The organism is Thermogutta sp., from assembly GCF_039793925.1.
In the GTDB taxonomy this organism is placed as follows: domain Bacteria; phylum Planctomycetota; class Planctomycetia; order Pirellulales; family Thermoguttaceae; genus Thermogutta.
Map to the genome: position 1 here is coordinate 51,587 of NZ_JBAMME010000240.1, position 25,631 is coordinate 77,217.

A 25,631-nucleotide genomic window follows, 5' to 3' on the forward strand; every position below is an offset into this window, starting at 1 on the left:
GAAACGGGCGGGCCGGATGGTCCTCGCCCCCTGCCCGGTTGTACCCAAGTTCTGTTGTGATGCTGGTTCGTGGGAGGCTCGCCGATGCGTCGTATCCGGAAGATTTTTCCCGCCCTTGTTTGGCTAGCTTGGGGAGTTTTTGCAGCCGTCGCTGTGGGTGAACCGTCACCGGCCGATTTTATTTCTCGCTTTGATCGAGACAAGGACGGCAAACTCACTCGGGAAGAAGCGCCGCCACCGATTGCACAAAACTTTGCGCGAATCGACTCCAATAACGACGGCCTGGTGGATCCTGACGAGATTGCGGCGTTTCGCCAGCGTGTGGTCCAGGCTGCGCGAGTACAAAACCAACCTGGTCAACCTCCGCGAGTTCCTGATTCAATCGATGCCATCTGGGACATTCCCTATGCCCAAACCGACCATCCCAGACAGCGGCTCGACTTGCTCCTGCCCAAGAAGCGGGCAAGTGATAAGCCGCTTCCCGTGGTGGTGGCGATTCACGGCGGCGCCTGGATGGGCGGTGATAAGCGTCAGGTTGTTGGGTGGCTTATCCCATTTGTGGCCAGTGGGCAATATGCTGGGGTGTCTGTGGGTTATCGATTGAGCCAGGATGCCACCTGGCCGGCCCAAATTTATGACTGCAAGGCCGCTCTTCGGTGGATTCGGGGAAACGCCAAAAAGTACAACCTGGATCGAGAGAAAATCGGAGTCATCGGATGGTCCGCAGGTGGACATCTTGTGGCCATGCTTGGAACCAGCGGCGGTGTGAAGGAACTGGAGGGGAATCTTGGAGAGTTTACCAGCGAGAGCAGCGGCGTCGCCTGCGTGGTGGATTTCTTCGGACCGACCGATTTTCTTACAATTGGCGACCATCCGAGTCAGATCAAGCACAACGCCCCAGATTCGCCGGAAGCGCGCCTGATCGGTGGTGCCATTCCCGATAATCCTGACAAAGCCCGTCAGGCATCCCCCATCACGTTCGTGTCTGAGGACGACCCGCCGTTCCTGTTGGTTCATGGGACCAAGGACCCTTTAGTGCCGCATCAGCAGTCCGTCATATTGCGGGATGCTCTGCGAAAAGCGGGTGTGCCCGCGTACCTGATCACTGTTGAAGATGGAGGTCATGGGGGCTTTAAGAATCCGGAAATAGAACGCATCGTGCATGCATTTTTCGATGCGCACCTGCGGGGAGTCCAACATGATTTTGAAGACAAGACATTACCCAACACGCCTTGATGAAAACGCACGCTGATGCTTCCGGGAGTCAGGTGATTATGAGAACGGCATCCTGTGCGTCGCAAATGGCGGTTTTTGTGATTGCGGGAGTTCTTCTTGGGGACTTTGCCAGAGCGGAGTCCCCAAGTGAAAAGCTATGGCCGTCAGCATTCGAAACGGGTCGTTTTCACTGGGTTGTGGGATCGCCCATTGTGGCCGCGAGAGAAAGCACGCCCCAGATGACTTATTTTTCGATCAAGGATCCTTCGGTGGTACGCTTCGAGGATCGTTGGCATTTGTTCTGCACAGTGCGGGGCAGGCCGAGGACGCACCAGGTGGAGTATCTGGCTTTGCGGGACTGGCAGGACAAGCAACCTCGGCGGAAGTTTCTCGAAATCACAGACGGCTACTACTGTGCACCGCAGGTGTTCTATTTTCGGCCGCACAAGAAGTGGTACCTGATCTATCAAACTTCAGACCCGAATCGCAAACCGGCGCTTCAGCCAGCGTTTTCCATAAACGAGCGGTTGGACGCCGTGGAGGGATGGACTCCACCAATTTTGCTCTTCCCGACCGGCCCGGAGGGCGTCCAACGGTGGATCGACTTTTGGGTCATCTGCGATGAGAAAAATGCCTACTTATTTTTCACGTCATTGGACGGGCAATTCTGGCGTTCCGAAACTTCACTGGGGGAATTTCCCCACGGGTGGAGCCAACCAAAAGTGGTACTTCGGGCGGATATTTTCGAAGCCGCGCATGTGTATCGTCTGAAGGGCTTGCCGCTCTACCTTGCGATCATCGAGGCCCAAAATGGTAGCCGCCGATACTATAAGGCCTATTTGGCTGATCGATTGGATGGTGAATGGCGTCCCCTGGCAGCCGAGCGTGAAAAGCCCTTCCTGGGACCGCAGAACGTGATGTTCCGCGGAGAGCACTGGTGCGACTCGTTTAGTCATGGCGAATTGATCCGCGAGGGGATTGACGAGCGGATGGAAGTGAATCCCAATCGGCTGGAAATGCTGTTTCAGGGGGTGAGCGATGAGGAAATGCGAGGAAAGGTGTACGGGGAAATCCCCTGGCGACTAGGATTGGCGGTGCAGCAGTTGCCAGTGACTCGTGACAACCGCTGATTAGGAAAAAGGTACCTAGTCATAGCAATGAACATCGCAGTTCTACAATTCTGTAGTATGTCTTCACCTGAGTTGAGCACTTATTTAGTGCCTGTTTGTCATAGGCGTGGGAGGCGAGCCAACAATGCGCAACCAAATGACCTTTGCCGTTATTTTGGTCTTCTGTGTGTTGATTCCCGGCAGCGCCTCGTCGGCGGAAATGGGACGGCTGCGCTATCCACCGGAAATGCCGGGTGCAGAGGCCAAGGTTTACAAAAAAGTTAATAATGTCGAGTTGAAGCTCTACATCTACAAGCCTGCGGACTGGAAACCCACTGACCGTCGCTCAGCCATTGTGTTCTTTTTTGGGGGCGGCTGGCAGAGTGGAAGCCCCGCACAATTTCGCCCGCAATGTGAGTATTTTGCGTCCCGGGGTATGGTAGCCATGGCTGCCGACTATCGCGTGGGCAGTCGCCATAACGCGAAGGTGGCGGACTGCGTGGCAGACGCCAAATCTGCGATTCGGTGGGTCCGGCAGCACGCCGCCGAGTTGGGGGTGGACTCGCAGAAGATCGTGGCTTCCGGAGGATCTGCCGGAGGACATCTGGCGGCGTGTACGGTTATGGTTCCGGATCTGGAAGCTCCTGACGAGGATCACACGATAAGCTCACAGGCCAATGCCGCGATCTTGTTCAATCCGGTGCTGATTCTCAGTCGAGAAGGTTTGTCGGACCGTGTGCCGCGCCAGGATTTGGAGGAACGACTGCGGGAAAGGTTCGGTACTGAGCCCAAAGCTGTGTCACCCTATCATCACATCCATCCGGGCCTGCCTCCCATGATCATTTTCCATGGAACTGCTGACACCACTGTTCCATTCGAGACCATCCGGCTTTTTGCGGAGGCCATGAAAAAGGCAGGCAATCGATGCGAGCTGGTGCCGTTCGAGGGGGCCGGCCATGGGTTCTTTAATTTCGGACGGGGTGACAACTCGGCCTATCAGAAAACACTGGAACTGGCAGATAAATTCCTGGTGGAGATTGGTTTCCTAGCTCCGAAGAGGCAGTCTGAACCGTAGTCCGCTATCCTGATGACCGGCCTGGGTCAGATCCTCAGTCAAGCCGGGAACTCTCGGCATGGGAGGAAAGACGTGAAGAAACTGGTGCTTGGCGTCTTTGTGGCAGTTTTCGGGGCTACCGGAGCGGCTGCGGAATCCCCATCTGGAGTGCCGGCATGTCTTCCGTGTCAGAATCTGGTGGTCAATTCCGGTTTTACCGGATGGAGTGAGAAAGGACCGCCGCACTGGGAGGTTTGGGAGCCGAGTCTGCCTGGCACAGCTTGCCGATTTCGCCCGGACAGCGATGGTGTTCTGGTTGATGCGCCAGAGCGGCCATTCGCGGTGGGCGGTTTGAAACAGGTGATCTCCGGAATCGAAGCCGGTCAGTATTACGCGGTGGAGGCTACTGGCCAGATCCGTCGTTGTGAAGCACCTTGGCAAATTGTGCTGGTGAGGGTGACCTTCACAAAGAAAGGCCAACCGACCCATCCAGCTGGCTGGCTGGTTGCCGGTCCTTTTTTAACGCCTCTGGGAGCTGCATCCGGTAGCTGGCGGTTTCGGTTTGCGGATGTCTTGGAAGCGGATGGAGGGGCGGACGGAGCGGTCATCTCTCTGGATGTCAAATGGCCGCGGGGAGCCGAGGTCCTTTGGCAAAGCGTGACCATGCGCCCTACCGCCCCGCCGCCTCCGCGCAAAGTGAAGGTGGGGACGGTCTATCTCCGTCCCCGCAGCAGCACGCCGGAGAAAAACCTCGATCTGTTCTGCGCCCAGCTGGATGAAGCGGGAAAACTGGGGCTGGATATCGTATGCCTGGGGGAAGCGATCACGCTGGTGGGCACCAGTAAGTCGGCCGCCGATGTGCTTGAGCCTATCCCGGGGCCGTCCACTCAACGGTTGGGGGAAGCTGCCCGGCGGAACCATCTTTGGGTTGTGGCGGGGCTGTACGAGATCGACGGCCAAACGCCGTACAATACGGCCGTCCTCATTAACAGGCAGGGAGAGGTGGTGGGCAAGTACCGCAAGGTTCATCTGCCCCGTGAGGAATGGACGAAAGGTTTTACGCCGGGGATGGATTATCCCGTCTTCGACACGGAATTCGGCAGGATTGCCATCCAGATCTGTTACGACTGGTTCTTTCCTGAGGTGGCCACAATTTGGCGGTTGAAGGGGGCCGAAATCGTCTTCGCGCCCACCTGGGGTACGACTTTCCCCGACCAGGATGGCCGTGCCGAGGGAGAAACCGTATTTCGTGTTCGAGCACGGGACGCGGGTGTCTATCTGGTACCATCGGTCTATGATGGCAATAGCATGATCATTGATCCAATGGGACGTATCCTCGCCTCCAGCGCCGGCAAAGAGGGGTTGGTCTGGGCAGAAATCGACCTGAACAAACGGGAAAGGCTGCCCTGGGTGGGATGGTGGCGAAGTATCGGGCCACGCCATCGCGTCATTCCGAGTTATGGTCCATTACTGGATCGGGGCGAAGTCTCACCGTGAAAGCCAGGCCACACGCCAATCGCCGTCATCTCTATAATGAAGGCTGACCGGGCTTCGGTTCGTGGTGGCTGATGGCATCCGTTTTTAGTTTGAGATTCCGGGTAGAATGCTATGATTCATTTTTCCAGAATTGGCACGAGAGAATGCTTGCGGTTTTGGTGCCTTCTTCTCCTCTTTGCGTTTGGCATCTCGGCAGGTGGAATAGTTCAGGGCAGTGGGGCGCACGATGCGGGATTCGTCGCCTCGTTGCACTCCATCACCCGGGATGAATTGCTCACTCATGAGGCAATCCTGGCCAGCGATGAGCTGGAGGGGCGAGAGGCGGGAACACCGGGCAATGAGATGGCGGCCCAGTACATCGTCTCGGCGCTGGAACATTATGGGCTGCGGCCTGCCGGTACCGAAGGCTTCTATCAGCCGTTTGGTGACGGGTTTCATAACGTGATCGGGGAGCTGCCTGGAAGCGATCCGTCGCGACGAAGTGAGTACATCATTTTAGGTGCGCACTATGACCACGTGGGCTACGGAACGCGGCGAAACGTGCGGGACCAGCCGGGGCAGGTCCATAACGGGGCTGATGATAACGCAAGTGGGACGTGTGCGCTCCTGGAAATCGCGCAAGCGTGCACCCTTCTTCCACAATCTCCGCGACGTTCGCTCCTGTTTGTGTTCTTCGACGCGGAAGAGAAAGGCTTGCTGGGGTCCAAACACTGGGTGGCCCATCCTACCCGGCCTCTCGAGCAGCTCAAACTGATGGTGAACATGGACATGATCGGACGCCTGCGGATGGATCGCGTGGAGGTATATGGGTGGCGCAGTGCGCCGGGATTGCGTCCGATTGTAAGCCGTGCCAACCGCGCGTATGGCTTCGATCTTGAGTTTTCCTGGATGAACCGTTCCGATTCCGATCATGCGCCCTTTTTCTGGCGGTCAATTCCCGTGCTCCTTTTTCACACCGGTCTGCACGAGGATTATCACAAGGCGAGTGATGACGTGGATAAGCTCAATTTGGAGGGCATGGAGCGCATTGCACGGTGGGTGTTCCAGATGACCTACGACCTGGCGAATGCGGACAACCTGCCGTGTTTTCGCTCTGGGGTTACCGAAGAGTCCGAAACGAGGCGCCGTGAGATTTTGGAATCTCCACCCAACTGGCGGAATCGCTTAGGCCTCTCTGTGGAACGCTATCCCTTGCCGGGCAACGATGTAACGCCGGTAGTCCTGCGGGTGTCGAAGGTTTTGTTCGATAGCCCCGCGGCAAAAGCTGGAATTGAGCCGGGGGATTGGATTCTGGCGGTCAACGGGCAACCGATCACAGAGGTGGAGGATTTTCTCACTGCCACGCTGCTGACTTCCCACCGGGAAATTCGTCTAACTCTGCGATCGCATCACGGGGAAGATCCACCCATTGAGAAAACGGTAACCGTGGAAGGGCCACCAATCAAACTGGGCGTGCAGTGGATGAAGGACGAGGCGGTGCCTAACGCGGTCATGATTACCCATGTCCTCAAAGGTACCCCCGCCGATTGGGCGGGATTGGAGCCGGGCGACTATATTTACAGTGTCAACGGGGATCCTGTTGACCCGGATCGATTCGAAGAAATGATTCAGGAAGCCACGCTCTCGATGACGCTGGAGGTCGAGCATCGAGGGAGAATTCGAGTTATTCAAGTGCCGCCTGCGGGTGCCAAGACGACCTCCTTGATGCCAGGTCTGGATCACGTGTTGGGTGTTCGGGCAACAGAAACAGCAATCAGCAATTTCTATCCGGGAAAGCGCGCTAGCCAATTCACGACTCTTTATTGCGATGGGACGAGCAACGTTGCTCTGAGTCCCTGATCTTGCGCCGGTTGAGGTTTGTCGTCCCGGTGGTTCCAGGGCCGGTTGCAGAGCGGAAAAAAGTGGTCTTACTGGTTTGTTTGATAAAACCGGTTTATCCCGAGTGCGCAGCAGCAAGTTCAGAACGTCCATCAGGTTGCCGCTCGGTGCGCTGTCCGAAAAAGCCCGGTCTTTGTGCTTTCCTCTTCAGTTGGCGATATGACTCGTACAAGGCTCACCGCCGTGATGTCCGTGCCGGGCGGTATTCTTCGAGACTTGTTGAAGGTCAATAAGTGCACACGCCGAGAGGTGAACTAGCGAGGATTGTCGGCACCACCGGGTAAGTGGTGGGGCAGTGTCAAAATTTGCCGCCGTGGGATGCCGGATGACCAGGAGCGCCAGCATCCCTGGGCGGGTAGTGCGTGTCGAAGTGCGGCGAGCGTCATCGCTGGAGTGATTGATGGTTGTGCGAATTCTTGGATGAAATCCCATGGTGCGGCCCCCGCTCTCCTCCGATTTGCGTGATTCAGACCGGTGGCAGGAAGGGGTGCCTTCACAAAATTCGTCGGAGGAATATTCCTCGGGAGACTTGTGGTTTCCCACTTTCGCTGATCTGTTCCCCAAAAAAAATCCATCTTGGAGTGTGGTGGCCATGGGAGCGGGGCTCACGGGGCTTCTTGTGGCTGCTTACCGGGGATTGGGATGTTCCCAACCACTTTGGATTTCGCAGCCCTTACCGGCGTTTGGGCTGGAAGGACCAGGGAATCTTGCCAGTTGGGTTTCCACGCTGGTCCTCACATGGACGGCGGTGGCCAGTTTGCTCATTTGGTGGACCCTTCATGCCAGTGAAACACCCCGGGGAGGGAGCTGGCTGCTCGCGGCTGTCTGGTGGTTCTATCTTGGACTAGACGAGTCGGCGGGCATTCATCTAACTGTTGGACCTATTCTCCATGAACTGTTTGGAGTGAATAACCCCGCATCCCCGTGGTGGTGGGTCGTTCCGTACTGTTTCGTCTTCTGTGCCCTTTTGACCCGTTTGACGATGGATTTGCGATACTCCGGGTGGGCTAGTTTCTGGATGACACTTGCGGTGGCGCTGTACGGCTGCTCGGGGCTCATTCAAACGGGGCTCATTCCCGATAATGCGGTCCCTGTCGAGGGAGTCATTGCTGAAGAAGTGGGGGAGTTGCTGGGACACTGGTGCCTGCTGTTGGCCGTGCTGAGCTTCGGCCGAGACACATTGTGCCGCATCCTCGAGGAATGCAATGACGTCGATCAAATCAGTGATTCCATTGATGAAGCCCCCCGTGACGAATCGCCGGAGGCCGCTGTGAGTGTTGCTCGAAGCCCTCAAAGCCTGCCGGGAGCCGACAACAGAACGCCGTCGGATTACCTAATCATCCATCCCCCTCACGGTCAGGGGCCACCTGTTGCAGTACCTCGAGAAGTGAAACGAGTCACGCGGAGAAGAGCTCGAACAACCAGCTCCTGTTCCGGCCGTCGATCCGATCTGGACCTGCCGCGGCCATTAGCGGGACCGCTTCCGCGATCCTCGCCGAGCAGCCGCACCTCGCCTGCCGAAGTGTCACCTTCTCCGCCGACGCAATTCCAATCTGGGGATGCTTCAGACCCACGCGCGGCGATGCCTTCCACGATATCCCCAGGTTCGACCAATGGCCCGATGAATGCCTTTCTGGCCGGGATGGCGTATGCAGAAGCACGGCAGGCAGGAGTGGTGACTCCTTCACCGACCGGCTCGACTCTGCCGAACACAACCGCTACGGTGGCACAGAAACGCCCCGGCCAGGTTGATGCCCGAGCAATTTCAGCGTCCGGACCCCTTGGCGGGGGTGCACCGTCCGTTTCGTCCCCGATTATGGGGAAGGCCGCTCATCAAACATACTCGCAGCCGATTGACCCCGCATCATCGTCCGGCAGTGGCACGAGTACATCCCCGACGAGCCAGGGCATGACGGGCCAATCGGGTTCCCGAGAAACTTCGGGTACGTCGACTTCTGTGCCCCAACTGCCAGCCCGACGGTTGACAAAGGAAGAAAAAAAGCGACTGAAGCAACTCTACAAGCAAAAGATGGCCCAAATCGAAGGCGATTAAATCTGCTACTTTGTGCAACTGTCCTAAGTCTCGTCTTTTATGCGGATTGCGTGGATAGTTTTTGCCTTGTGGGGTTTCCAAAAAGGGGCTAGAATTGCCTCCAATGTTAGTTTTTTTGCAAAACGGTGCTCTGGTAGCACTGGGTGTGATTATCTGCACATGCCACGGAGGGTGGAGTGTTGACGAGTTCTCGCATCTATTTCGGACTCGCTCTTGTTCTGGCGGGCAGCGTTTTCTTCGTAAATCTGGGTCAGGCTCGATTGTGGGATCGGGATGAGCCCCGCAATGCCGGCTGTGCCCGAGAGATGCTAGAAAGGCATGACTGGGTGGTCCCGGTTTTCAACGGAGAATTGAGGGACCATAAGCCGGTGCTGCTCTACTGGTTCATGATGCTGGCGTACAGCGTTTTCGGAATCAATGAGTTTGCCGCCCGATTTTTTTCAGCCCTTTTTGGACTGGGGACGGTGGCCATCACGTACGATCTGGGACGGCGTGCGTTTCGACCAGAGGTCGGGTTTTGGGCCGCTCTCATGCTGGCTACCTGTATGATGTTTCCGGTAGCCGCCCGTGCTGCCACTCCGGACTCAGTGCTCATTTTCTTTTCCACGGCGGCCTTGTGGCTCTACGCTCAGGGATACGTGCTGGCACCGTCGGGCGCCGGGGCAAGCCGCTCGGGAACTGGCCTGGTGTTGGCTAGTTATGCTTCGATGGGGTTAGCGGTACTCGCCAAGGGGCCCATCGGTTTTCTGCTTCCGGCGGGGATCATCGGCCTGTATCACATGGTCGAAGAGCCACTGCCGCGCGGGGACGGGCTGCCTCGTTTTGCACGATGGCTGGCTGGAATCCGGGAGTTGCTGCATCCTGCGCGCATTCTTGCTGCGGTACGGAAGATGTTTCTCCTTCCGGGACTTCTCGTGACGCTCGCGGTGGCCATGCCGTGGTATATTTGGGTCGGAATGCGAACCAACGGAGAATGGTTGAAAGGGTTTTTCTTAACGCACAACGTCGGCCGATTTCTTCATCCCATGGAAGACCATTCAGGGCCAATTTTCTACTATCCCTTGGTCCTATTTGCCTGTTTTTTTCCGTGGGCACTTTTTTTGATTTCAGCTTTGGCGCAGGGAATCAAGACGGCCCAATCCACAAAGCCGCCGGGAAGGTTTATGAGATTTCTGTTGATTTGGGCCGCTGTTTACATCGTCTTTTTCTCTTTAGCGGGGACCAAGCTTCCCAATTACATCACGCCTTCTTTGCCGGCTTTCGCGCTTGTGACCGCGTGGTGGCTCGATGCATGGCTGAGAGGATCCGAGAGCAATCGTCGTTCCCCTTATGCAGTGGCGTGGATCCTGACTGGGTCTGGGCTCGTCATAGCAGTGGCTATTCCCATAGCGGCCCACATTTTTCTACCCGGCGAGGAGATCCTGGGAATTCTTGGGCTGGTCTGGTTGGCAGGAGGAGTTGCCTGCTTGCTGGCACTGCGTCGCGGGCAAAGGCTGGGCTTCATGGTGGCGCTGGCTACGGCGGCATGGGTGTTTGTTGTGGGGCTTTTTGGAGTCGCGGCCGTACGAGTGTCCTGCCATCAGCGGTTTGATTATCTCGCCGACATTCTGCGCGAACTCCGAACCTCTTCGCAGGAGCCGGTCACGGTGGCCGCCTATGATTCACTGGAGCCAAGCTGGGTGTTTTACCTGGGACAGCCTATCCAGTTCCTACCCGCCTCACAGGGACCAGACCGAATTAGGGATTTGGCTAAGAGCGGGGATTTCTGCTTGCTCGTAACCCGAAAGCGCTACGAGCAAATCTGTGAAAAATTGGGGAGAGATCTCGTCCCCATCGCTGGGGTTCCCTACTTCCTCAAAAAGCACGAGGAGATCCTACTGTTGGGAACTTCGGAGGTTCTCGCGAAACTGGACCAGCCAGCCGCCAGGTCGGGGCCCGACCATACGGCAGAGGCCGCCCCAGCCGGAGGAACGGTACACCGTCGCTGATCGGACACACTCTGCTGGTGCGACCGCGTCCAAAGCGTGGGCAGCATCGCCTCGCAATATGAATCGGAAACGGCCGTTCTTTGATCAAATCTTGTCGATTGGGTAAACTAGAAAAGTAACCAGCTATTCTCATGGTTACAAGAAGTGATTGTCCACCCTCATCCTGGTTTCTGAGTGCCGGGTGAACCAACAAGATCAAGCTGAGGAAGGGCCAGCCGTTTTGGTGGGATTTCCTATTCCCGTAAACCAGGCGAGACGCGTTTGCGGCCAACATGTGGCAGCGGAGTGGGCCCTCCGCAGGCTTGGGTTGTGGCCTGTTGTTTTCTTTGTGGCGATGGGCGTGTTGGCCCTGGCAGCGGGTTTGCGTGCAGCCGTCGCGCAACAATCGACGAGTAGTGTCTTATCGGGTTGGATGACGGAACCTCCGATGGAGATCCCACAGCAGGTGCCGCCACCAGCAACCAGTCAGACTGGCCAGAGCGGCGCTCCTTCCTCGGCGAATGCACCCCAGAGCACTTCGGCAACAGAAACCGGCCAACCCGGGGCCGCGGCGGGAACATCGCCACCGGTTTCCCAGCCAAGCCCGCCCGCAGTCGAAGAAGTGAAGCCAGAGCAAATTTACCTGCGTGACTCGGACGGCAGCCTGAAGCTCATGCTGGGTTGGACAATGGCCCAATTCGAGGAACTGGTTCGCCTTCGTGACGCCCTCGAACAACGGTCTCGTCCGCCTGCCTATGCTCTGGAAGGGGTGAACATCACGGGCAAAGCTTTCGATCACTACGCAGAGCTTTTCATCGAGTGTAAAGTCCGTATTCTCACAGACACGCCGGTGCGGGTTCCCTTGGGACTGGAGCAGATTATCCTTCGAGAGATTCCGCGTCGGGCGGATGGAAGCCAGTTACTCATTTTTCGCAACCAAAATGATGGCGGTTATGTCGTGTTTCTTCAGGGGAAGAAGGACTCTCTTGAAGACATCACACTCCAAGCCTGGGTCCCTGTGGTTCAAAACGGGAACGATCGTCGACTTGTGCTCACTGTACCGGAAACCCCCGTCTCCGAGTTGGAGCTCGAGCTTCCTGTCGAAAACCCAGGCCTGACGGTCGGCCCCGGGACGACGCTGGTGGGAACAGAAACGACGGCTGCTAAGACCACCCGGGTGAAAGTTGCTGGTTTGGGACCAGGATTCGAATTGGCGTGGCATGGCGAAGCGACGCCAGAGAAGGAAAAACCGCCCATCCTGGAAAGTGCTGGGCTGGTCCTCATCCGCACGAGCGGGACAAATCTCGAGTTCGACGCGCGACTGACCCTTCGCACTTACACCACGCCGTTTGATCGAGTGCGCATCCGTTTGCCGCAGGGAGCGGCTTTGCTGCCCACGAACACTTCCGGCTATACGGTCACGGAAGTCAGTGGGAATTCAGAGGAAGGGGGCTTCGGCCGAGTGGTGGAAGTGAGTTTTCCAAAAAAGGTGACTGGGCCTGTGGAAGTCCGACTGAATGCCCGGCGGCCCGTGGATTCCCACGATTGGATGAATCTGGGCGGGTTCTCCGTCGAGAATGCCGTGCGCCAGTGGGGATACCTGGCAGTGGTGGTAACGGCCGACCAGACAATTATTTGGGGCAACTTAGTGGGTGTCCGTCAGATTGCGCGTCTGCCCAACACTCAAGAAGCGATCGAAGCCACAGGGAGTTTTGAGTATTATTCCCAGCCCTACACACTCGCCATCAAGGTGGTACCGCGTTTGAGCACGTTGTCCGTTTCGCCCCAATACCGGGTTGACTTCTCATCCACGGAACTGCTGCTGCAGGGTACGCTGAGTTGTGAAGTCCGCGGGGGAGAAGTGTCCACGATCGACTTGGACAGCTCTGGATGGCAGATTTCTGAAGTGACGCTTCGAGGGGAAGATCTCCCGCTCGTTCTCTCGCAGTCGGAAGGCTCTGTCACCACCATTGCCTTACCCCGGCGGATGTCGGGCAAATTCGAAATCAGCTTCAAAGCGCGCCAAGATGCGCCGCCACGAGGCGAGGTTTTTCGGTTGGCCTTTCCGCGCGTGAAAGCTTCCCGCATTCAGCCGGCGGAGCTGATCCTAGTGGCTGCACCGAACATTGATCTCCGACCTCATCCGCAGGAAAGTGAAGGAGTCATGACGGCGGCAGTATCTGAAAGCAATCTTGCCGTCCCCAACGTGTTTGCATGGCGGCTGACGAGCCCCGGTGCGACCCTGGTCGCGGAGTGGGATAGTCGGCCCCGAGAAATAACCGTGGAAATGGAAACACGAGTCCAGGTGCAGGGGAATCAGGCGGAGATAGAACAGCGGCTGCGGTTTCAGGTGGCCTATCAGCCGTGGGCCGAGCCGTGGCGGTTGACCATACCACGGGATCTGGATGGTAAAGTGGTGGCTCTTCTCGATGGTCGGCCGGTGGAAATCAAAAAGGCTGTGGGATCCCCATCTGCGAATTCTTCACTCGGGGCATTGCAGGACGATGGCGCTTCGGAATACCTGGTGACTCCGCTCACCCCAGTATTGGGCGTTGTTGAACTCGTGCTTCGGTACTCGTATCCTTTTCCCACGGCTGAGGCGGAATCCTTGAGCTGGCGGTTACCCCTGATTGAGCCGCGTGACGGCCACCTCTTGCGGCATCGTTTGACGGTGACTCTCCCGTCAGGATGGCGGGTGGAGCGCATTAATTCGCCGTGGGAGGCGCGATCTGACATCGTGCCAGTGGGAATCAAGTCCGCGACATTGGAATTCGAGACGAATGCGCCCGTGGGCGAGGCCGCTATTTTGCTGAGGGCTTCGGAGATCGCGGGCACGCGCTCAGTTGTTGTGGAAAGACTTCTCATCCAATCACGAATGGACCGTAATATGCGGCAGGACCGCTGCGTGATGGAATTCCGCACCGCCCGATCCAATCTGCTGATCCGGCTGCCCCGTACCGTTCGTGGAGATGTGGCACAAATTTGGCTGGACGGACGGGCGGTTCAGTCGCGGGTTTCGGGGCGTTCCGAAGTGATAATACCTCTTACAGGCACGGAGGGAGAAGCAGGCTCCGGTCAGGACACGGTGCATCATCTAGAGATATGGTACGAACTACCCCGGTTTCGCAGCGATTGGGGGCGGACGCGTCTGGAATTACCACAGATTGAAGATCCCGTACTTTTGCGGTGGATGTATTGGGAAATTGTCCTTTTGCCGGATGAGCATATTGTGTGGACTTCGTCGCCGTTGACGATGGAATATCGCTGGAGCTGGTTGGGGTATTTTTGGGGACGGGTCCCTTCCCTTACAGAAGAACAACTGGAGCAATGGGCGGGGGTGAGCGAAGGCTGGCTCCATGTGCCCGTGCAGGCTAATCGCTATCTTTTCAGCAGTCTTCGCACCGTGAGTGCTGCAGATGTGTGGACATTTCGACGGTCATGGATCGTGGCCGTTTGCTCAGGGGCCGTTGTCTTGCTCGGATGGGGCTGGATTTATCTCAGCCGGTCCTGGAAGCGTCTGGTTACGTTGGGAGTGATTGGTTTTCTGATCGGCCTTGGGTTCCTGCGGCCAGATGTGGCCCTTCTAATGGCCGAAGCATCTGCTTTGGGGATCGGACTGGCCATCCTCTCCTGGTTTCTTTATCGTGCCGTGACACCTCCTCAACCATCTCGAGTGGCGATGAGCGGTTGGGGAGAGCGAACCTCGATGGACACGGTCGTTTGCCAGCGGAGTCTCGACGATAACGCGTGCACCGTACCTTCCGGGGAGAGTGCCACCCACAGTCACGCATAGCCGGGAGGAACGAGAGGCCATGCGCAGCGCGAGTTCACTGAGGTCGTCACAGGCAGGAAGGTCACACCTGGGGCGATGGTGTTGCGCACTCCTGGTCTTCTGGCTAACAATTTGTTCTTTTGGAGCGCTTGCCGAAGAGGCTGTCGTTTCTAGGACTCCAAACCCTGAAAAGGTTTTGGGACCGATTACTCCTCTGCGCTTCCGGCGTGTGTTCGTTCCCCAAGATCGACTCAACGAGATTCGAGATCCGGTGCCATATTTCCCGCTTAATGCTGCTGAATTCGAACAGATGATTTCCCGGGCCAATAGTCAAGCTGCGATCCGCGGCCAAAACGGGGAAATTGTCTCTGCGGTTTATCAGGCAGTCTTCAGGCAGGACAGTTTGGTGGGACTGGAAGGCGAGTGGGTGGTGGAGCTATCTTCTGCTGTTGAGCAGGCTTTTATTCCGCTGGGGCAGCCGAATATCGCGATTGGCGACGCCACTTGGTCCGATACCGGAGGTGTGAACGTTCCCATCCTCACCGATTCGCAGGGGCGGCTCGGGATGCTCGTCAATCGGTCGGGCAAGATTCATTTTCGATGGTCGGCACGCCGAGTATCGCCCACGGCCGACACATCGGCAACAAGGTTCACCCTCGTTTTTCCCCACGCTGTCACGAGCGAACTCCGTCTCATTATGACGGAACAATGGCAGGTCTCTGTCGAGAATGCGCTTCTTTTACCGATGGGGGCTGTCCCCGGAGAATTGCCGGGCTACCGCCTCATGTTCAGCGGGAATCAACCGATTTCCCTTCTTCTTACCCGACCAGAGAGTGAAGAAAGGAATAAGCCGCGATTGGTTTACCGTGAAAAGGTGGCATACGATTTAGCCCTCCACGGGTTGGAAGCGACCTGGGTGTGGGATGTGGACGTGCTCAATGACGGCGTTGAGGCCCTCTACCTTGAGTTGCCAAGCAGCCTCCAAATCGCAGAGGCGAAGCTCGGTGACACGCCGCTCTCCTGGACTGTGGGAATGACGGACGATGGTCGGCCGCACGGAGTTCGCCTGCAATTTCCCGAGCCTCTTCGCGGCCACGGACGCACACTTACGCTCCGCGGGATCCAGGGTCTACCACTTGATCAAACGGTGACGCTTCCCTCCCTTCTGCCGGAAAATGCGTTCTGGCTATCGCGCCACGCCACCGTGGTGCTTCGTCGTCCGCTTCGCCTTTATGACCTCCAACTGAGCGGGGCGCGTCTGAAACAGGTGGTCACCTTACCCACTGCGCCAGGTGATATGGGGCTGGAAATTGTTGGAGAGGCACCCACCTCGGAAATTCGCGTGCACTGCAAAATTGGGACGGGAGAATTGGAGGCCACCACTCTGGTGAACTGGATCTGGGACCAGGAAACTCTGAAGGCCCAGATGACAACGGCCGTTCGCAGCAGAGCTGGCGAAATATTTCAGTTTTGCCTCCCCATTCGGCATGGTTGGAGTGTCGAGGAGGTAACGGCAGCGCCCGAGGATATTGTGGACGATTGGCGATGGGATCCTCCTGCGGACGACTCCGGTAACGGGACTTTGACGATCTGCCTGCGAAAGCCCCTTGCGTCGGAGTCATCCGCTGTTTTCAATGTGGTTCTTTCCTCAAAATTGCTGGAAAATTGCGAGCGGCTCGACCTGCGTGAGATCATGCCGGTCGCTTCCCAGGGAGGATTTGCGAAACATCAGATGTATGGGGCGATCCGTCTGGCGACCTCGTTGCGCGAAAATTTTCAAATTGATGCTCATCCGCAGCTCCCCCTCGTTCCCCAAGCTGTGGTGGATTTTCTTCGGACGTGGGCGGTCCTACCCGGAAATGCGACCATATTCGAAATTGGCTTGCCTCCACCAAAGTGTGAGTTTCACCGAATAGCGCGGCCCCGGCGGTTTCTGGCTCAGATTTCGGGCACTCTTGGTTTCCGGGGTAAAGAACTAAGCGTCAGATACGAGGTCTCGATTCAACCTGACCAAACCGATGTGGATCGCATCCGCGTTTTTTGGACTGCCCCTTCCGGGCGATCAACCTGGCACTGGAAGTGGCGGGATAACGACGGCCGCGAAGTTGCTCTGCGAACTGAACCAGCTAACGACGCTCGCCTGAAAAATACTGCGGAGGTGTGCGAGGTATTGCTTCCTCGCGCCATTCGCGAACCGGTTACCCTGGTCGCCGAGCGAGACTGGCCCCTTGAGCCCGGTCCCGTCCCGTTGCCGATTCTTCCTGAAGCCGTTCGTTTTCAAGGGGTGCTCCATTTGGTGGGGACGACTAGTGGGGAGGACCTTACTGGCCTCCGCTGGACAACAAAGGGTTTGCGGACGGTCGCCGACGAGCAGGGCAAGCCGCCAGCTTTGCCCGTTTTTGCCAGTTACCGCTACGAGGGCGGCACCACCCTGGGGATCAACGAGCTGCCCGAGTTGTGTCTGTTTCTCGAGCGGGGAAAGGTGCCTCTTCCCGTTTGGGCGATCAGTGCAAACGTTGCGTTTCGCCTGGACTGTCATGGCACGCTCGAGCGATGGCACGTTTTCAAGATTTCGTGTCCGCAAGGAGGTCGTGCCATTTTCACGCGATCCGCGAACGAAGGGAATCCGCTGGAGATGGCGGTAACACTCGACGGCCAGGCGGTGACGTGGCAGACGCGACCCAAGGAGGCCGGTTCAGAATTTGAGGTGGTCGTGCCTCCACAAGGAGGCGAACGCCGACTCGTCATCTGGGAGCGATTTGCAGATGGGAAAGGCTTCATCGCTGATTTGGCCCATTTGACTCGTCTGTTTCCTGATTTTCCGGTCTACCACTGGCGGGCCACGGTCTGGACACCACCGGCCTATCAGCCGCTATGTGACCGTGAGTTTCTCAGTTGGGGTTTTCACCCAAGTGCCTGGGCCAGCAAGCTCTTTGGGCCGTTGTGGCGTCCTCCGGAGCAACCCCTATTTATTCCTGATCGTTTGAACCGTGCCCTGTTTGACCCCACATTACCGCCGCCGGATTTGTCTTTTCAGCGAGCACAGCAATTTTTGGAATCCTTTGGGGAAAACGTGGCCGCGCTCCTGTCTGTGTCCGCCGAAGGGAATTCTCAGCCCGCGGCGTCGCCGGGACAGGTGTCTGCTTCTGCTGCAACCGCCGGAAAACGGGAGGCGCGGGATACTCCCGCGGTTCAGCCTTCTGGCAGAAAGGGACGTCCCATTTTTTGGCGAGACCTGCTTTCTGATGCGGTTGTGGAGAAAGTCTACGACTCTCCGCCGCGACTCCGTACGGTGATTTTCCTGGTCGACCGAAGAGCTTTTCAGGAGCTCGATCTGACCCCGGGGACAGAATGGGATCCGCAGCGTTTACCCAGCGGCGTCCTGAAAGATAATACTCCCGCAGCATTGGCCACAGCACTCCTGGAATCGGCAGGCCTGGTCCTCGTTATTACACCCCGAGCGGTAGTCCTGACTTCACTTACGGAGGTGGCACGTCATCGCAAGGACGTCACATGGGAGAGACCACCCCTTTACAAGCTGGCCGCAGAAAGTGACTGGGCGCAAGAAATTGAAATCTCCCGGTTGAATGAAGGCGGTGAGGGTTTCTGCCGTGTCCGGGTATGGAACGATTTGCCCAGCGTGGGACCGCTCACCCCGCTGGGCACTGCCGTGGAAACCGGTCTGGCATTTGCCCGTCAGGGGTGGAACGCCACGGCGTTGCCAGAAAAACAATTGGCAGAGCCCCAACCTTCGATGGTGCTCCTCATACCGGTGGACCTTATTACAGGATCGCGGTGGCTGGGCACGTGCCTTGTGTTCCTTGCCGTGGTGGCATTTCGAGTACCCCGGCGCGTGCTGCTGGGACTGGCCCTCACTGCCGCGGTTGTGGTGGCGTTTGTCCCCGACCTGTTCGCACCGGTTTTCTCGGGGGCTTTTCTCGGAACACTCCTGGCTTTCGTCGTTTCTCTCACGCAGGCAGGCTGGGAGGCCGTAAAGCAGTCGGGTGACACAGTTCCCCTTTCGCAGTTCCGGCTTGCATCTACGGAACAGCCCTCCCCACACGCGGTCGCTCCTCAAAATCGAGGCGACACGAGGTGGAGCACAGCCGGAATGGTTGTGTTCCTGATGGCATCACTTGTGATTCTCTCGGTTGGTGGAAAAGCTGGGCCCTCCTTCGCCCAGCAGCCGCCCGGAGCTGTTCCCGAGAACAGGACGGGGGGCGCTCAGCCCGCGCCGGTGCCGCCCGTTTATCGCGTTTTCATCCCAGTGGACGAGAACGGGCGTCCGGTGGGGCAGGAAGTCTACGTGCCGGAGGAGTTATACAAACAACTCCAGCGGCGGGTAAGCCCCGTCAACGAAACGCCACCCGGCTGGCAATTTATCGGAGCGGTTTATAGGGGTACGTTTTCTCCAGCGAATACTGGCGATCGTTGGGAAATCACTGATTTTAATGCGACATTGGAGTGTCTCCTGAGTGACGCGCCGGTTACCTTAGAATTTCCCCTCGGCAGCGACGTCTTGCTGCCCGGCGTGAATGAGGTCCTCGTAGACGGTCGGCCCACCGCAGCCACATGGAACTCGGGGCGCCTCCGTGTGACGATCAATGACCCCGGGCGACATCGACTGCGCATTCCATTCACAATCCAACCGTCTCAGCAAGGTTCCGTGACAGAGTTGACGGGAGCGATCCCGCCCATCGTCAATGCCCGGCTGGAACTTGCAGCTTCTCCTGATCTTCTCCGCGTAGAGGTACCTTCTGCGCTGGGACGTGTGGAACGCGATCCGGAAAGCGGAGCCTGGGCGGCCGAACTCGGACCCGCAAATCAACTGGTCATCCGCTGGACAACCGGACAACCGCTCTTCGGCGATGCCTCGCTGGAAAGCGATGTGCTCTACGTTTTGGATCTTCGGCCCGAAGGATTCCACTGGACGGTCCGTTGGAAACTTCATTCGTTCAGTTTGGCACGCAATCAACTGCAACTGGTGTGTGATCCCGATCTCACTTTGGTATCGCTCACTGCGGGGTCGCCTGTGCAGGTCCAGCCGCTTCTCGCCGGTGTGGATCAACAGGTGTTTAACGTCACCTTTTCGGGCCCAGTGCCCTCGGATCAGATCGTCACGGCCGAGTTTTCTCAGGCGATGCGCGAAGCACCGGGCGGAATCCGGCTCCCCACCGTGCATTTCACCGACATAGGAGTCGGCCGGCAGGACCTGGTAGTGAACGTAGGCACGGGTTTGAAGGTCATCGCGTCGCACTCGCCGCGATGGCAATCCGTCAATTTGGATGAAATCCAGGGACGCTGGCAACTTCAGGTCCCCGAAGGCGCCCTCGCCTACACCTGTTCCGAGAAGTCCGAGTTTTGGGGAGCCTGGATCATTTCGGACCGCCCGCGATTGCAAACGGACGACACCTTGCAGGTCACGGTCGGTGAAGCCGTAGCCCGTCTCGCATGGCAGGTGCTTTTCCCCAAGGATCAACCAATTCCTGGGGTACTTCATGTGAGGTTGCCACGCGATTTCCATTTAGACAGCATTGCTCTTTACAGGGGGGCTGTGGAAATCCCCATTGTGGCCTCGCAGGGCAAGCAGGGTGAATTGCTCCTTTTAATTGGCGCGGTTCCGGCGGGTGAGATGCGGCTGGTGGTGGGAGGAACGATTCCCCTTCTCCCAGACGTAGAGTGGTCCTGCCCGCGGTTCGAGCTTCAGGAGGCCGACTCCCGAAGTCTCACCGTTGTGGTCTTTCAGTCGTCGGGAGTGAAGGCAGAAGTTGTCCGCACCAAGCAATTCGAACCCCTTTCTGTGGCCTCCGGTTTGATCTTGCCACCCGCTGACGATTCACAGGTGGGAGCGTACGTCTCCCAAAGCCCGTCGACGGCTGACATTGACCTGCGGGTTCGCGTGCAGGAACATTTCTGGCCTGCTGAGGCCACCGTTCGAGTTTGGCAGCAAAACGCCCGGTGGTTCGGCGAGGTGCTCTGGGACCTCGATTTCGGAGACGCCACAGTTCAGGAACTTCCCATCGCATTTAGCCCGGGAGAGTGGGGGTCGCTCACCGTTTCTCCAACCGCCATGTTTGGTGCAACTCCCTCGGTTAACCCGGAAGCGGCCGCACACGCTTCCCATCCCGCATCCACTTCTGGCATCCTCACCTTTGCAGAGCCACAGAAGGGACGGGTGCGCCTCCGGATCGCAGGGGAAATCCAGCCGAAGAATGGCTGGCTGGCTGTCCCGCAGATGACAAGCCCTCAGGTGCGGTTACAAAGCGTCACCGTTTTGCTCCCGAAAAGATTGGCATGGGACAGTCGTCTGGCAGCCGTTTGGGGACTTCGCTCCCTGCCGCCGTCCGAAATACCGGCGGGCCATCCAGCGGGTGAAGAATGGATAGCTTACCAGACGGAGAGGCCGGGATTTTGGCCCCCCCTCAAGGTGCCACCAAAAGACCCCGGAAAACTGAATACCGTGGAGATCCTCCTGGCGATTAACACCCAACGGGAACTGCTGGGTTGGCTGCAAGCGCAACTGGAAAACGTTCCCGAAGGCGAAATCACGACTGCACCGCTCCCAGGCTGCGAACTTATCGCCGCGTGGGTGGATGGAATTCCCATCCCCGCCTTTGTGGACGACAAAGGCCGGTGGCACATCCCGATCGACGCGGCTCAGCCAACCCGCTATCTGGAGTGCCTCTTTTATCAGCGTTGGGAATCCGCTTCCACGCGGGCAACACTCCCCGTGGTCCATTTCGAAAAACTGGCCGGTCCGGAGCGAACCTTCATGTGGGTGGAGAGCCCGTCCGCATATCGCCTATACGGAGATGGACTTTCCGAGCTGGGCCTCCGAGAGTACGAATTCACGCGAGCTCGTGGGCTGGCCGACGAGCTCACCGAGGCGTCCTCGCACACGACATCGCTAGCGCTGGCTGGTTTGCCCCGGGTGGCAAGACGTTTTTTGTGGCTACGGGATCGCGCACGGCGGTCGATTTCTCTGAGTCCCGCGGGCTCTGGCGTGAATTCTGCCGAAATCCGCCTCCGCAACATGGAACTTCAAACCACCGATACGCTGCAGTCCCTGGTCGGAGTGGAGGCACTATCTTTATCCCCGGGGGAATCGGTAGCAGAGCAGATCTTCTCGGCACCCCCTCCCCGGGAGAACCGGCGGCAGGCATTCCTCGGGGAATCAGAGCCCAAAGCCATAAGTGTGGAGCCGATCCCCGCGCCTGTGGACTGGTGGAGCATTGGGGCAGCCATTGGAATATTCGTGCTGTCTGTGGGACTGCTGATCGTAACATTGCGATGGTGGCATCCTCTCGCCGTTTGGGTGATGCGCTTCGCACACGCAGTCCTCGCAATGGTGGGTGTCATCTGGTGGTTGTTCCTTCGGCCGAGTTTTCTGGGCTGGTTTCTCATCCTGGCGGCCGTGTTCCTGCTCATCCGATCGCGCTGGCAATGGGTGCCTCAGGAAGAGGCAGAAGTGCCTCTCATTGTGCACCAGCCGGTTGCAACCAACGACCGTTCGCCATGACCGCATCCCAGTACGTGTATTAAATTATTCCCCTGCAACAAGATCTGCCATCCCGCTAAGTCCTGCCAGATTGCGGAACGCGATTTGCTCCCGACAGCAACAACCTGGTCAAGTCCAGGTCGTTCACCATGGGTGGCCGAATCGCCCGGGCCGAGGGGTGATGAACATGGCCGGGCAGTCGTGCGGACAGCCCATTTCCATACACTGTCCAAACGCTTCGAACATCGTTAGGAATCGTTTTAAACATCGTTATGACTCGCAAAGTCGTGATCTTTCAGAATGCGCCGGGGGAACCACCCGGACAGATTGCCGATTTTCTCATGTGGGCTGGTGTGGATTGCGAAATCCTCCCCCTTTATTCTCACGTGCCCAATGATCTGGACTGGGATAACCTGGCCGGCGTGGTCGCACTGGGCGGTCCGATGAACGTCGATGAGGTGGACAAATTCCCCTATCTTGCCCGTGAAAAGGAATGGCTAGCACAGGCCGTGCGGCGTGAAATTCCGGTTTTGGGGATCTGTCTGGGGGCCCAACTGCTTGCCCGTTGCTTGAATGCCCGGGTTTATCCCAATCCCGTGAAGGAAATCGGCTGGTACGAGGTGAGCTTTACACCGGCCACGGCAAGTGATGCACTCTTCTCCGGGGTCCCATGGCGGGGAATCGTTTTCCAGTGGCATGGGGACACCTTCACTCTTCCCGAAGGCGCCTTCTTGCTGGCTACCGGCAGCGATTGCGTCAACCAGGCCTTTCGCTACGGGTCCTGTGCCTGGGGGCTTCAGTTTCATCTGGAAGTCACGCCGGCCCTCGTGGAAGCCTGGATGGACTCCGCGGAAGCAAGTGGCGAGCTGGACCAGGTCGGTGTATCGAAACAGAAGATCCTCGAACAGACCCGCCATCAGTTCGCGCGGATGCAGCGCCTGGCAGAACTCGTCTTTCCGCGTTTTGCTCGGCTGTGCGCATCGGGGACTGTCCGGTGATTCCCCGGTCACGTTTCTTTCCTTTTGCCCCATCCTCTCATCGGTCCCCGTGGATAGGGTTTGGGCTTGATCAGCCGGGTAACCCGCTCGCGAATCATTTGTCCTCCAGTGGGTCGTCCTTTCCCTCTGCCGTTTTTTCTTGACTGTGCTCGAATCGTGACCTAGGGTCCAGTAGCTTCCCAAACTTGCCTGGTTGCTCGAGAACAAGGAAGACTCTGGCAAACCGGTGCGGTTTGGGGAGAAGGAGAGTTGGGTTGTCGGTCAGCAGGGATGGTTATATTCACATTCTCATTTAGCAGACGGGGGTTAAGTATGACGCTCAGATTGTCGCATTTGAGTCTCAAGGCAAAACTGCTGGGTGGGTTTCTCGCCGTGGCCGGTGTCACGGCCGTGGTGGGCGGGCTGGCCTATTATGGGCTTTCACAGACAGCGAAAGGCGTTGATGATCTGGCGAACCAGGCGGTTCCCAAACTGAAGCTGACGGCCCAAATGGGGCATTGTTTTGAAGAGGAAATGCGGCAACAACGGACACTCCTCAATCTGGATTTGGACCAGGAAACCCGCCAGCGCCATTACGCCCAGTTAGAAAAAACTCGCGAAACGTTCCGTAACGCCATGAAGGAGTACGAGCCGCTGCGGCAGCTCGACGAAGAAGCCAAAATCTGGCAGGAGTTCAAGGCCGAGCTCGATCAAACTATGCAAGCCAACGATAAGTTCTTCGCCCTCTCACGGCAGTTCGACGAACTCCTGGCCAGAGTCCAGCCCCAAGAGAGCGGCAAAAGAGAACTGGTTGCTCAAACAATGTATCAATGCCGCTACTGGACGATGCGAGTAGGGGTCGATTTTCAAGGCATTTTGCTGGCCCTGAAGAATGCCTTGTTGCGTGCCAACGACGGAGAGGCCTACAAAAAAGCAATGGAGGATTATGCTGCGGCAAAAACGCAGTTTGAGAATTCTGTTGCCGAGCTGGCCAAGCGGATGCCCCGCGTCGGCCTGAGCACCGAAACGCTCGACTCATTTAAGAAAGCGGTGCTCGATATGTGCGATGCCTACGAAAAGGCCCTCGCCAAATATGATCGCAATGATCCCCAATTCGCCGACAAGGTCGATGCAGATGTGAAGGGAATGGGTCAAAACTGTTTGGCCATTTATAAAAAGCTCCAAGAGATCGTGCACAATGACATCAACAAGATTGAATCTCTTGCCGCCGAGATGCGGCGCCAGGCCTTGGACGTTTGCCGGATCCACATGGATGACCAGCAGCAGCGGCTGAATAAGATCTGCGATTTGTGGAAGGCTGAGGCCAAGCGGATGGCCCAGGAGGGCCTCGCCACGGCCAAATTTGCCAAGACGCTAGCCCTGGGAGCGACGGGCGTGGGCGTGATTGTGGCTGTCATTCTGGGGTTTGTCCTGGCGACAAGCATCATCCGGCCGGTGAACAAGGTCGTCACCATGCTCAGGGATGTGTCTGAGGGTGAAGGCGATCTGACGAAGCGACTGGAGGTCACGAGCCACGACGAAATTGGCCAGCTTGCTCGTTACTTCAATGCCTTCTGCGATAAGCTGGAGGCGATCATTCGTGACGTGGCGGCCAGTGCGGAGCAATTCAACGAAGGCTCGCGGGTGGTCTCCGAAGCCTCGCAGACACTCGCCAGCGGTGCCCAGGAACAGAGCGCCAGCGTGGAGCAGGTGAACGCGACAGTCCAGCAGATGGTGCGGATGATTGAACAGGTGAAGGAGGCCGCCAGCGAGACAAATCGCTTGGCCCAGCAGGCCCAGAATATTGCCCGCGAGGGAGGCGAGGCAGTGCAGAAATCGGCTGAGGCGATGCAGCTCATTCGGGCGAGTTCACAGCGCATCGCCGAGATTATCCAGGTCATTTCGGAGATTGCAAGCCAGACGAACTTGCTAGCCCTCAATGCGGCGATCGAGGCTGCCCGGGCGGGTGAGCACGGGATGGGCTTCGCCGTGGTAGCCGACGAGGTCCGAAAGTTGGCTGAGCGGTCCAACCAGGCAGCGGGTGAGATCACAAAGTTGATCAAGGAATCGACCGCCCGCGTCGAAGAGGGCGCCCACCTCAGTCAGAAGACCGAGGAGTCCCTGGCACGGATCGTCGAGAGCGTGGGAGTCACTAGTCAGAAGATCGCCGAGATCGCCAGCGCGGCGGTGCAGCAGGCGGCGAGTGCTGAAGAGGTCAGCAAAGCGGTGCAGAACATCGCCCAGGTCGTCGAGCAATCGGCGGCGGGGAGCGAGGAGCTGGCCTCCAGCAGCGAAGAACTGTCCGCCCAGGCAGCAGCCCTCCGCGAACTTGTCGGTCGGTTTAAAGTACGGGCAGCCACCGCCTGAAGGGTGTAAGCCGCCCTTACACCGGTCCCACCTGCGGGGGTGACTCTCGCGAGTCACCCCTCATTTTTTCAGAGCAAACAGATTCTTCATCTCACCAGGAACTGCGGGCGTGGCATCGGAGGGACCTGCTTGTCAGGTCCGTTCTCACCCCATTCGATCAATATTGGAGGGACGTCCTTGTCACGCCCGTTCTCGGCATCGGAGTGGAGATTCGGGCGTTTTTTCAGTCGGAAAGAAAAAGTGG

11 protein-coding genes are annotated in these 25,631 nt (G+C 57.7%); all 11 read left to right on the plus strand.

Features of this window, described 5'->3' with window-relative positions:
- The first annotated feature begins 84 nt into the window (after positions 1–84).
- The 11 genes from ABJK56_RS11270 to ABJK56_RS11320 all read left to right on the plus strand — a co-directional run bounded on the left by ABJK56_RS11270 (position 85) and on the right by ABJK56_RS11320 (position 25,387).
- Positions 85–1,236: an alpha/beta hydrolase fold domain-containing protein gene (locus ABJK56_RS11270; RefSeq protein ID WP_347244766.1), complete on the plus strand. Its 1,152-nt coding sequence runs from the start codon at positions 85–87 to the stop codon at positions 1,234–1,236.
- 38 nt (positions 1,237–1,274) lie between these two features.
- On the plus strand, positions 1,275–2,345 hold the full coding sequence (locus tag ABJK56_RS11275; protein WP_347244767.1) for a non-reducing end alpha-L-arabinofuranosidase family hydrolase: 1,071 nt from the start codon (positions 1,275–1,277) through the stop codon (positions 2,343–2,345).
- A gap of 124 nt (positions 2,346–2,469) precedes the next feature.
- Positions 2,470–3,399, plus strand: a complete 930-nt coding sequence (locus ABJK56_RS11280) for an alpha/beta hydrolase (protein WP_347244768.1) — start codon at positions 2,470–2,472, stop codon at positions 3,397–3,399.
- Positions 3,400–3,471: 72 nt separating this feature from the next.
- A complete protein-coding gene (locus ABJK56_RS11285; RefSeq protein WP_347244769.1) occupies positions 3,472–4,875 on the plus strand; it encodes a carbon-nitrogen hydrolase family protein in 1,404 nt (467 codons plus the stop codon).
- 147 nt (positions 4,876–5,022) lie between these two features.
- A complete protein-coding gene (locus tag ABJK56_RS11290) occupies positions 5,023–6,714 on the plus strand; it encodes a M28 family peptidase (protein ID WP_347244770.1) in 1,692 nt (563 codons plus the stop codon).
- 631 nt (positions 6,715–7,345) lie between these two features.
- A complete protein-coding gene (locus ABJK56_RS11295; RefSeq protein ID WP_347244771.1) occupies positions 7,346–8,806 on the plus strand; it encodes a hypothetical protein in 1,461 nt (486 codons plus the stop codon).
- Between the two features lie 179 nt (positions 8,807–8,985).
- Complete coding sequence (locus ABJK56_RS11300; protein ID WP_347244772.1) at positions 8,986–10,794, plus strand: glycosyltransferase family 39 protein; 1,809 nt, start codon at positions 8,986–8,988, stop codon at positions 10,792–10,794.
- Between the two features lie 181 nt (positions 10,795–10,975).
- Positions 10,976–14,566 carry a hypothetical protein gene (locus tag ABJK56_RS11305; RefSeq protein WP_347244773.1) on the plus strand — a complete coding sequence of 1,197 codons (3,591 nt, stop codon included), beginning with the start codon at positions 10,976–10,978 and terminating at the stop codon, positions 14,564–14,566.
- A gap of 19 nt (positions 14,567–14,585) precedes the next feature.
- A complete protein-coding gene (locus ABJK56_RS11310) occupies positions 14,586–22,064 on the plus strand; it encodes a hypothetical protein (RefSeq protein WP_347244774.1) in 7,479 nt (2,492 codons plus the stop codon).
- A 251-nt stretch (positions 22,065–22,315) separates the two neighbouring features.
- The gene (locus tag ABJK56_RS11315; protein WP_347244775.1) at positions 22,316–23,041 is read left to right on the plus strand and encodes a type 1 glutamine amidotransferase; all 726 of its coding nucleotides are present in this window, start codon (positions 22,316–22,318) and stop codon (positions 23,039–23,041) included.
- 312 nt (positions 23,042–23,353) lie between these two features.
- Positions 23,354–25,387 (plus strand): methyl-accepting chemotaxis protein, encoded by a 2,034-nt coding sequence (locus tag ABJK56_RS11320; RefSeq protein WP_347244776.1) that lies wholly within the window; start codon positions 23,354–23,356, stop codon positions 25,385–25,387.
- Positions 25,388–25,631 lie beyond the last annotated feature (244 nt).